This window comes from Komagataeibacter sp. FXV3 (assembly GCF_015155755.1).
Classification (GTDB): Bacteria; Pseudomonadota; Alphaproteobacteria; order Acetobacterales; family Acetobacteraceae; genus Komagataeibacter.
In genome coordinates, this window is the sequence record NZ_VWPI01000061.1 from 1 (window position 1) to 11,222 (window position 11,222).

The following is an 11,222-nucleotide window of genomic DNA, read 5'->3' on the forward strand; positions in this document are numbered from 1 at the left end:
CGGCAGTTCCCTTGGCACGCCCCATGTCAGCGCCCTGCCGCCGCCGGTGCCTGTCAGCAACTGATCCCTGATCCCCTTTCCACCCCGGCCCCCAGCCCGGAACGCGCATGAACAATCCGACCCAAGACCAGCCAGGCAGGAATGCCCCGGGCGCCATCCCTGTCGGTGGCAGCCTGCGCACGCTTATGGCGCAGGACCGGATGCATGCGCGGCTTGTGGTGGTGGCCGGCGTGTTCTGCGTGCTGTTTTCGGCCATCGGGCTGAAGCTGACGATGGCGACGATCATCCGCCCCATGCCGCCCCAGCAGCAGCAGATCGCGCCACAGGTCCCCCCCATTCCCAAAAGCGACCCCAAGGGCATGATCGCGGGGGATGTGGCGCTGCCGCAGGTCCATCGCGCCTCGATCATCGACCGTACGGGACAGGTGCTGGCCATGTCACTGCCGGTGGCCCAGGTCTATGCCAACCCGCAGGAAATGATTGACGCCGCCGATGCCGCCCACAAGCTGAAGGCCGCCCTGCCCACCCTGAACGAGCAGGAAACGAAACGCCGCCTGTCGCTGAACAAGCAGTTTGTCTATCTGGCGCGCGACATTTCCCCCGCACAGGAACTGGCGATCAACAACCTTGGCATTCCCGGCATCTATTTCGAACCCGGTGAGCGCCGCCGCTACCCCATGGGCAGCGTCGCGGCCCAGATACTGGGCGGCGTGGACATTGACGACCACGGGGTCGCGGGGGTGGAGCGTTTTTTTGACAAGCGCCTGGACAGCGACCGCGCGCCGCTGCGCCTGTCGGTGGATGTGCGCGTGCAGAACGTGGTGCATGACGAACTGCAGTCCGCCATGGACACGTTCCAGGCCATCGGGGCCTGCGCCATCGTTATGGACGTGCATACGGGCGAGATCATAACCATGGTCAGCCTGCCCGATTACGACGCCAATGATTTTGGCCGGGCATCGCCCGATGCGCGCTTCAACCGCGCCGTGACCGGGATGTACGAACCCGGTTCCACCTTCAAGCTGCAGACCGTCGCCATGGCGCTGCAGGAGGGGGTCGCGCATATATGGGACAGCTTTTCCAGCACGCCCATCAAGATCGGCCGCTTCACCATATCGGACATGAAGGCGGACCATTTCGCGCCGTGGCTGTCCCTGCCCGAAGTCATGGCCTATTCCTCCAACCCGGCGGCGGCGCATATCGCGCTGGATGCGGGGGCGGCGCGCCAGCAGGACTGGCTGCGCAGCATGGGCTTCTTTTCGCGCGTGCCGGTTGAACTGCCCGAAGCGGGGCGGCCGATCGTGCCGTCGGTCCATAACTGGGGCGTTTCCACCACCATGACGGTGGCGTTTGGCCATGGCGTGGCCGAACCGCCGCTGTCCATCGTCCGGGGGACGGCGGCAACCGCCAACGGCGGTTTCCTGCTCAAGCCCACCCTGCTGGCGCCGGATACGGGGCAGCAGGCGGACGCGCCGCCCGCGCCGGATGCACCCGATACGCCACCGGGCATGCCCGCCAGCGCCGAACGCCTGATTTCGGCGGCCAATTCGGACATCCTGCGCAGGATCCTGCGCCTTGACGTGGCGAAGGGCACGGGACAGAAGGCGGAATCCCCTGGTTATTACGTGGGCGGCAAGACGGGTACGGCAGAAAAGATCGGCCCGCATGGCGGCTATCTGAAGCACGTCAACGTATCCGCCTTTACCGGCATTTTCCCCATGAACGCGCCGCGTTACGCGATCTATGTCATGCTGGACAGCCCCAAGCCCACGGCCCAGACCCATGGCTGGACCACGGCAGGGTGGAACGCGGCCCCCACGGCGTCGCGCATGATCACGCGCATCGCCCCCATGCTGGGCCTGTTCCCCGATACGCAGCATGCCGCAACGATCGAGGCGTCGCTGGCCATTCCCATGCGGCCTGCCGTGCCGCGCGGCTATCGTGCGCTGGGGCCGGGTTACGATCCGGGCACGGCGCACCTGCATGAACATGAACACGAGACCGCGGGCCACCCCCATACCGCCCGCAAGGCCACCAGCACGGCACAGGTGCCCGCCCGTGACCTGCATGCCAGCAATGACATGGACCCGCTGGCCGCCCCACACCCGCGCGACAGGGGATGATATCGATGCACCTGCCTGAAGTCCTGCGCCGCGCAGGCGTGGACATACCCGTACCCGCCGGCGCGGACGGACTGACCATTGCCGGCATTACCGCCGACAGCCGCGCCATCCGCCCCGGCATGATCTTTGCCGCCCTGCATGGCACGCACATGGATGGGCGGACATACATTCCGCAGGCCATGGCAAACGGGGCCGTGGCCGTACTGCTGGACGCCATCCCGGCTTACGACGTGCCGCCCGGCATCATTGCCCTGCGCGTGCCCGATGCGCGCCGCACGCTGGCGCGCATCGGGCGTGTGCTGACGCCGCATGTGCCGACGTCCATCGCGGCGGTGACCGGCACCAACGGCAAGACCAGCACGGTGGAATTCCTGCGCCAGATCTGGACCCTGCAGGGATTGCCCGCGGGCACCATCGGCACGCTGGGCGCGGTCGCCCCCTGCCCGCTGCCCGATTGCGGGCCGGTGCTGACCACGCCCGACAGCGTGGGACTCATGCACATGCTGGGTACCATGGCGGAAGCCGGCGTGGACCATGTGGCGATCGAGGCATCGTCGCACGGGCTGGAACAGCGCAGGCTGGACGGGCTGGCGCCGTATGCGGCAGGCTTCAGCAACCTGACCCGCGACCATCTGGACTACCACGGCACGACCGAACACTACCGTGCCGCAAAACTGCGGCTGTTTGACACCGTCCTGCCCGAAGGCGGCATTGCCGCCATCAATGCGGACATGGACGCGGTAACCTGTGCGGCCATTGCCGACATCGCCCGCCGGCGCGACCTTGTCCTGCGCAGCACCGGCGAACAGGGCGCCACCCTGCGCCTGCTGGACGCGCGCCCCACGCCCACCGGGCAGGTACTGCGCATCGCCACCGCCGCCATGGTGCATGAAATCACGGTGCCGCTGGTGGGACGGTTCCAGGTTGACAACATGCTGCTGGCCGCCGCCATGGCGGACCGGGATGCGGCCGGACCGGACCGGGCGGTGCCGCTGCTGGAACGCCTGCATGGTGTGCGGGGGCGGATGGAACGGGTGGTGGTGCTGCCGGGCGGGGCGGCGGCCTATGTCGACTACGCCCACACGCCCGATGCGCTGGAGCGCCTGCTGCATTCACTGCGCCCGCATACGCCGGGCCGGCTTGTGGTGGTGATGGGGGCTGGCGGCGACCGGGACCGGGGCAAGCGGCCCGTCATGGGGGCAACCGCAACCCGCCTTGCCGACCGGGTGATCGTGACCGATGACAACCCGCGCACGGAACAGCCCGACACCATCCGCGCGGCAATCATGGAAGCCGCCCCCGGCGCGGTTGAGATCGGGGACCGGCGGCGCGCGATCGCGGCCGGGCTGGACATGCTGGGTGCGGGTGACGTGCTGGTGGTGGCAGGCAAGGGCCATGAACAGGGACAGGTCGTGGGCCACGATGTCCTGCCATTTGATGATGCCACGGTGATCCGTGGCCTGACGGGGAATGAATGACACTGTTATGGAACCGCGCGGACCTGCTGGCCGCGACATCGGGGCGTTTTCCGTCAACATCACACGACGATATCGCGGGGACCGGCGTTTCGATCGACACCCGCACGCTGCGGCCGGGCGATGTGTTCATTGCGCTGCGGGGTGAAAACAGCAACGGGCACGACCATGTGGCCGCAGCGCTGGATGCGGGGGCCGCGGCAGTCGTTGCGCATGAACCATGCGGGATTGATGACCCGCGTATCCTGATGGTCGGCGACACGCTTGCGGCCATGCAGGACATGGCGCGCTTTGCACGCGCGCGCTTTGCCGGGCGCATGGTGGCGGTGACCGGCAGCGTGGGCAAGACATCGGTCAAGGACATGCTGCGCCATGCGCTGGCGGCGTGCGGCCCCACCCATTACGCGGTGGCGTCATACAACAACCACTGGGGCGTGCCGCTGACGCTGGCGCGCCTGCCGGCCAGCGCCGCGTACTGCGTGTGCGAGATCGGGATGAACCACCCCGGCGAAATCGCGCCCCTGGCCACCATGGTGCGGCCCGATGTCGCGGTGGTGACGGCGGTTGCGTCCTCCCACCTGGGGCTTATGGGCAGTCTGGACGCCATTGCGCGCGAAAAGGCGGAAATCCTGCTGGCCCTGCCGCGTGGCGGGACCGGGATCGTGCCCGCGCATGTCATCGGCGCGGATTATTTCCGGCGCAATGCCGAAAGCGTGGGGGCCACGCTGTGGTGGGCGGGCCATGCGCCGGACTGCACCGTATATGAGACGGATGTGAAAACCGACGCGCAGGGCAGCGGGTTCGACCTGTCCCTGCCCGGTTGGCAGGGGCATGCGCGGGTGAACGCGCCGGGACGCCACATGGCTGATAACGCCATGCTGGCGCTGGCCGCGGCCCATGCGGCGGGCGCGGACATGGGCCATGCGGTGGCCGGACTGGCCACCTTCCACCCCGGCGCCGGACGCGGGGCGATGGCAAAGGTGATGCATGACAAAGTCACCCTGCTGGATGAAAGCTATAATGCGTCCCCTGCCTCCGTACGAGCGGCCCTGGACCTGCTGGGGCTGGTCGCCACGGGGCGGCGCGTCGCCATTCTGGGTGACATGCTTGAACTGGGTGCGTTTGCACGGCATGAGCATACCTCCCTTCTCCCTGCCGTCCGCGCGAACGCGGATATTGTCTTCTGTTGCGGCCCGAATATGAAAACACTCTTTGACACCCTGCCTTCTTCCCTACAGGGGGGGTGGATGCCTGATTCCAGCCAGCTTGCGCCACTTGCGCGCGCGGCCCTGCGCGCGGGGGACACCGTCATGGTCAAGGGCAGCCTTGGCAGCCGGATGCGCCACGTCGTCACCGCCCTGCAGGCCGATGACGCGCGGGTGGGACAGGCCTGATGCTGTATGACCTGTTCCAGCAGCATGCGGGGGCGCATACCTCCATGCTCAACCTGTTCCGCTACATCACGTTCCGTTCCGGGGCGGCGTGCCTGACGGCGCTGGTCATCAGCCTGTGCCTTGGCAATCCGCTGATTACGCACCTGCGCCGCATCCAGCGCGGGGGGCAGCCGATCCGCACGCTCGGGCCGGAACGCCACCTGATCGAAAAGGTCGGCACCCCCACCATGGGCGGCGTGCTGATCCTGATCTCGCTGTTCGGGTCCACCCTGCTGTGGGCGGACCTGACCAACGGGTTTGTCTGGGCCGTGATGCTGATTACGCTGGCATTCGGCGCGGTGGGCTTTGCCGATGATTACCTGAAGCTGTCACGCCGCAATACCGATGGCGTTTCCAAGCGCATGCGGCTGGGGTGTGAATTCGGCGCGTCCCTGATCGGTGGCATCTGGCTGGAACACATGATGCCGCCCGACCTTGCCAACCACCTGGCCTTCCCGTTCGTGAAAGACCTGCTGCTGCCGCTGGGCTATGCCTTTCCGCTGTTTGCCATGATCACCATCACGGGCTTTGGCAACGCCGTGAACTTTACCGACGGGCTGGATGGTCTGGCGATCGTGCCGGTCATTATCGCGGCCCTTGTGTTCGCGCTGATTTCCTACCTTGTGGGCAACCATGTCTTTGCCGACTACCTGCAACTGCATGCCGTGCCGGGCACGGGGGAGCTTGGGGTGTTCTGTTCAGCACTTGTGGGCGCGGGGCTTGGGTTCCTGTGGTTCAACGCGCCGCCGGCCGCCGTGTTCATGGGGGATACGGGGTCGCTGGCGCTGGGTGGCGCGCTGGGGGCGGTCGCGGTTGCGGTCAAGCATGAACTGGTGCTGTGCATTGTTGGCGGCCTGTTTGTGGTGGAAACCTTTTCCGTCATCATCCAGGTGTTCTGGTACAAGCGCACCGGGCGGCGCGTATTCCTGATGGCGCCACTGCACCACCATTTTGAAAAGAAGGGCTGGGCGGAATCCAAGATCGTCATCCGGTTCTGGATCGTGTCCATCGTGCTGGGGCTGTGTGGTCTGGCCACGCTGAAACTGCGATGAGCACGGCCTTCCCCCCGTCCCTGCTGGCCGCGCACCATTACGGCGTGGCAGGTCTGGGCCGCAATGGCGCCGCCGCCGTCAACGCCCTGCTGGCGATGGGGGCCAGCGTGCAGGCATGGGACGACCATGCGGAAGCCCGTGCCGCCCTTGCCCCGCATGAACGGCTGAAGGTGGCCCCCTTTGAAAACATGCTGGGTCTGGCGGGGCTGGTGCTTTCGCCTGGCATTCCGCACAACCTGCCCAGCCCCCACCCGCTGGCGCGCATGGCGGTGGAGGCATTCGTGCCGATCCTGTCGGATGCGGAACTGCTGTACCGCGCCGTGCGCACGGCGGGCAGCCGCGCACGGTTCGCGGGCATTACCGGCACCAATGGCAAATCGACCACCACGGTGCTGCTGGCCCACATGCTGGCCGGTTGCGGCATGCCGGTTGCGGCTGGCGGCAACCTTGGCCCGGCCGCACTGTCCCTGCCGCTGCTGCCCGATGACGGGGTGTACGTTCTGGAAATGTCGTCCTACATGCTGGAACGGCTGGAACAGATGCATTTCAATGTCGCCTGCCTGCTGAACCTGACCCCCGACCATCTGGACCGGCATGGCGACATGGCGGGCTACACCACCGCCAAGCTGCATGTATTCGACCACCAGCATGCGGGCGACCTGGCGGTACTGGGCGAAACCCTGCCCGATTACGAGACGATCCGCAGGCGGCTGGCGATCACGCGGACCACCATTGCCTGCGTCAGCGGCGCCGACATGCCGCAATGCGACCTGTACTGCACGCCCGACGCGCTGTGTGACCATGAAGGCGTGATCGCCGACCTGCGCGCGGCCCATGACCTGCCGGGCACCCATAACCGTGAAAACGCGGCGGCCGCCACCGCCATGGCGCTGCATCTGGGCATGCCACGGGCTGCGGTGGAACCCGCCCTTGCGTCCTTCACCGCACTGGACCACCGGCAGAAAACCGTGGGCAGCATTGATGGCGTCCGATTCATCAATGACAGCAAGGCCACCAATGCGGACGCGACCGCGCGCGCGCTGGCGTGCCATGACCGGATGGTATGGATCGCGGGTGGCACGGCCAAGGCTGGCGGGATCGAGGAACTGGCCCCCCTGTTCGATCGCATCGCCATGGCGCTGCTGATCGGGCGGGATGCACCGGCGCTGGCGGCGACGCTGGCCCGCCACGGCATTCCCCACCGCATTGTCGAAACCCTTGAGCGCGCCGTGCCCGAAGCACTGGAGTGCGCGCGCGAAACGGGGGCCGATGTCGTGATGCTGTCACCCGCCTGCGCCAGTTTCGACCAGTTCAGCGGGTTCGAGGCGCGTGGCGCGCATTTCGCCGCACTGGTGCATGAACTGGCCGCCAGCAGGGACGGAACCGCCCGCGCATGAGCGGCATATCGCGCATAAACACGTCATGGGCGGCACGGTGGTGGCGCAGCATCGACCGGGTCACGCTAATCTGCGTGGGGATCCTGATCGGTTTCGGCTATATCCTGATGCTGGCCGCCAGCCCCGCCGTGGCCGTGCGCATTGGCGCGTCGCGCGACATGTTCATTTTCAAGCAGGTGTGCTTCCTGGTCCTGGCGGCGCTGATCGTCGTTTTCACGTCCATGATCTCGCTGCGCGCCGTCAGGCTGACGGGGTGGATCGGGTTCGTGCTGGCGCTGGCCGCGACATTCATGACGCTGGTGCACGGGATCGAGATCAAGGGCGCGCGGCGGTGGATCGCGCTGCCGATGATGTCGGTGCAGCCATCGGAATTCCTCAAGCCATTCTTTGCCGTGGTCACCGCGTGGCTGCTGACCGAACGCCAGACGCGACGGTATTTTCCCGGCATGCTGGTGGCGATCGGGCTGTTCGCGCTGGTGCTGCTTTTGCTGAAGTCACAGCCCGATATCGGGATGCTCAGCGTCATTACCACGGTTTTCCTGACCCAGCTTTTCATTGACGGGCTAAGCCTGTTTCTGGTTGGCGCAGGGGTGGCGGGCATGGTCGCGGCCTTTGCCGGGGCGTACATGGTGTTCCCGCACGTGCGATCACGCGTGGAGCGCTTCCTCAACCCTGCCGTGGGTGACCATTACCAGATTGACACGGCCCTGCGGGCCTTTGGCAATGGCGGACTGCTGGGCCGTGGCCCCGGCGAGGGGCGGGTGAAGGACCTGCTGCCCGATGCGCATGCCGATTTCGTCTTTGCCGTGGCGGGGGAGGAATTCGGCATGCTGGTCTGCCTGTTCATCGTGGGCGTGTTCGCCACCATCGTCATCCGCACGCTGCTTAAGCTGCTGCATGAAAACGACCCGTTCATTACGGTGGCGACGGCAGGGCTGGTGACGGGGTTCGGGCTTCAGGCCTTTGTCAACATGGGGTCCACGCTGCACCTGATCCCGACCAAGGGCATGACGCTGCCCTTTATCTCCTATGGCGGTTCCTCCGCCATGTCGGTTGCGCTTACAATCGGCCTGGTGCTGGCGCTGACCCGCAACCGGCCGGGGGAAGGCCGGTACGGACAGTTCGGTTCCCCTTCTTCATCGCAGAAAGCACCGTCATGACCCGTCACTGCATTGCTGTCGCGGCCGGAGGCACCGGCGGCCATTTTTTCCCGGCCGAGGCACTGGCCTGTGAACTGGTGCGCCGGGGGCATGACATCATCCTCATGACCGACCGGCGCGCGGGGCTGCGTGAAACCGGCGTCTTTGCCGGGCGGCAGCAGTTTGTCCTGCCCGGTGCGGGGATTGCGGGGCGCGGCATCATCCGGGCCGCGCGCGCAGCCATGGCACTGGGCCGCGGGACGGTGCAGGCGCGTGGCATCCTCTCGCGCATCCGGCCTTCGGCCGTTATCGGGTTTGGCGGATACCCGTCCGTGCCGCCGCTGCTGGGGGGCAGCCTGCTGCCGAAAAAGCAGCGGCCGCTCCTGTTCATTCATGAAGGCAATGCCGTGCTGGGCAAGGCCAACGGTTTCCTGGCCGCCCGCATGGATGCAATCGCGACATCGTTCCCTGTCGTTGCGGGCGTGCCCGATGGCGTGCCCACCACGCTGACCGGCATGCCGGTGCGGCCTGATATCGCGGCCCTTGCGGGCGAAGGGTACGAGCCGTCAAACGGGGTCATCAACCTGCTGGTATGGGGCGGGTCACTGGGCGCGCGGGTATTCAGCGACGTGGTGCCGCCTGCCCTTGCCGCCCTTGCCCCGGCGCTGCGCGCGCGCGTGCAGGTCACACAGCAGGCCCGCGCGGAGGATGTGGACCGCGTGGCGGGCGCCTACCGTGCTGCCGGCATTCCCGCCACCATCGCCCCGTTCCTTGACAACGTGCCCGACCGCCTGCGCGCGGCCCACCTGGTCATCGGGCGCGCGGGCGGGTCATCGGTTGCGGAACTGACGGTGGCGGGACGCCCGTCGCTGCTGGTGCCGCTGCCCATCGCGGCACGCGATGAACAGGGGGCGAATGCGCAGGCACTGTGTGACGCCCATGCCGCGTGGATGATCCGCCAGCCCGATTTCACCGCCCCCGCCCTGACGCAGCGCCTGACGGAACTGCTGGCCGACCGTGACCTGCTGGCCCGCACGGCACGGGCGGCAGGCCGCCTTGGCCGCCCCGACGCCGCCGCCCGTCTGGCGGATATGATAGAAGCCCGCTTGCCCGACATGCCCCGCACCGCTTAATTCCGCCAGCGCGAACACGGAGACCTGATTACATGAGAGCCCTGCCCCTTTCCATTGGCACCATCCACTTCGTCGGCATTGGCGGAATTGGCATGTCCGGCATTGCCGAAGTCCTGCACATGCTTGGTTACGCGGTGCAGGGTTCCGACATTGCCGAAAGCGCGAATGTCGCGCGCCTGCGCGCCGCCGGCATTCCCGTGACCATCGGCCACGACGCCGCAAACCTGGGCGGTGCGCAGGTGGTGGTGACCTCCACCGCCGTCAAGCGCGACAACCCCGAGGTCGTGGCCGCGCGCGCGCGCCTGATCCCGGTGGTGCGGCGTGCGGAAATGCTGGCCGAACTCATGCGCCTGCGCTGGTCGGTGGCGGTGGGCGGCACGCATGGCAAGACCACCACCACCAGCCTTGTCGCCGCGGTCCTGGAAGCGGCGAAGCTGGACCCCACGGTCATCAATGGCGGCATTATCGAAGCCTACGGCACCAACACCCGCATGGGTTCGGGCGACTGGATGGTGGTGGAAGCCGATGAAAGCGACGGGTCGTTCCTGCGCCTGCCCTCCGTCATTACGGTCGTGACCAACATGGACCCCGAGCACCTGGACCACTGGGGCACGGAAGAGGCGATGCAGGCGGCGTATGACCAGTTCGTCTCCAACATCCCGTTCTACGGCTTTGCCGTGCTGTGCATCGACCATCCGGCCGTGCAGCAGATGATCCCGCGCCTTTCGGACCACCGGATCATCACCTATGGTTTCTCGCCCCAGGCGGACGTGCGCGCCGAAAAGGTGATTACCGACAAGCTGGGGGCCACGTTCGAGGTCGTGATCACCAACCGCAACCGCAACCGATCCCGCCGCGCGGGGCCGTTCCGCCTGCCCATGCTGGGCCACCACAACGTGCAGAACGCGCTGGCGGCCATTGCGGTGGGGACCGAGATGGAAATAGACGATGCCACCATCCGCTCGGCCTTTGCCGCCTTCCGTGGGGTCAAGCGGCGTTTCACCCGCACGGGGGAAACCGGCGGCATCACCATCATTGACGATTACGGCCACCACCCGGTGGAAATCGCCGCCGTGCTGAAGGCCGCGCGCCAGGCGGGCGCGGGCAATGTGATCGCGGTCATGCAGCCGCACCGTTATTCGCGACTGAAGACCCTGTTCAACGAATTCTGCACCTGCATGAACGACGCGGGCACCGTCATCATCGCCGATGTCTATGCCGCAGGCGAACAGCCGATCGAGGGCATTGACCGTGACGCGCTGGTCGAGGGGCTGCGCGAACGCGGGCACCGGTCCGTCGTGCCGCTGCCGGGGCCGGAGCATCTTGCGGAAATGATCAACGCCATTGCCCGGCCGGGTGACTTTGTCGTCTGCCTTGGCGCTGGCAGCATCACCAACTGGGCGCAGGCGCTGCCCGCGCAGCTTGCGGACCTGCAGGGCATCGCCCATGCCCCCGCCCCCACCCAGAAGG

At 66.9% G+C, this 11,222-nt stretch carries 8 protein-coding genes; all 8 read left to right on the forward strand.

The window, feature by feature from the left end:
- The first annotated feature begins 107 nt into the window (after positions 1 to 107).
- Complete coding sequence (locus F1542_RS06145; RefSeq protein ID WP_193732268.1) at positions 108 to 2,123, forward strand: penicillin-binding protein 2; 2,016 nt, start codon at positions 108 to 110, stop codon at positions 2,121 to 2,123.
- Between the two features lie 5 nt (positions 2,124 to 2,128).
- On the forward strand, positions 2,129 to 3,601 hold the full coding sequence (locus F1542_RS06150; RefSeq protein ID WP_193732269.1) for a UDP-N-acetylmuramoyl-L-alanyl-D-glutamate--2,6-diaminopimelate ligase: 1,473 nt from the start codon (positions 2,129 to 2,131) through the stop codon (positions 3,599 to 3,601).
- Positions 3,598 to 4,992, forward strand: a complete 1,395-nt coding sequence (murF, locus tag F1542_RS06155; RefSeq protein WP_193732270.1) for a UDP-N-acetylmuramoyl-tripeptide--D-alanyl-D-alanine ligase — start codon at positions 3,598 to 3,600, stop codon at positions 4,990 to 4,992. The genes F1542_RS06150 and murF overlap by 4 nt, the downstream gene beginning before the upstream one ends.
- Entirely contained in the window at positions 4,992 to 6,083 is a 1,092-nt protein-coding gene (gene mraY, locus F1542_RS06160; protein ID WP_193732271.1) for a phospho-N-acetylmuramoyl-pentapeptide-transferase, read from the forward strand. The genes murF and mraY overlap by 1 nt, the downstream gene beginning before the upstream one ends.
- Positions 6,080 to 7,480, forward strand: coding sequence for a UDP-N-acetylmuramoyl-L-alanine--D-glutamate ligase (gene murD, locus F1542_RS06165; RefSeq protein WP_193732272.1), 1,401 nt, complete (start codon positions 6,080 to 6,082; stop codon positions 7,478 to 7,480). Before mraY ends, murD begins: the two co-directional genes overlap by 4 nt.
- Positions 7,477 to 8,640: an FtsW/RodA/SpoVE family cell cycle protein gene (locus tag F1542_RS06170; protein WP_193732273.1), complete on the forward strand. Its 1,164-nt coding sequence runs from the start codon at positions 7,477 to 7,479 to the stop codon at positions 8,638 to 8,640. The genes murD and F1542_RS06170 overlap by 4 nt, the downstream gene beginning before the upstream one ends.
- Complete coding sequence (locus tag F1542_RS06175) at positions 8,637 to 9,752, forward strand: glycosyltransferase (protein ID WP_193732274.1); 1,116 nt, start codon at positions 8,637 to 8,639, stop codon at positions 9,750 to 9,752. The genes F1542_RS06170 and F1542_RS06175 overlap by 4 nt, the downstream gene beginning before the upstream one ends.
- A gap of 32 nt (positions 9,753 to 9,784) precedes the next feature.
- Positions 9,785 to 11,222 (forward strand): UDP-N-acetylmuramate--L-alanine ligase (murC, locus tag F1542_RS06180; protein WP_193732275.1); only part of this gene is annotated, 1,438 nt, incomplete at its 3' end.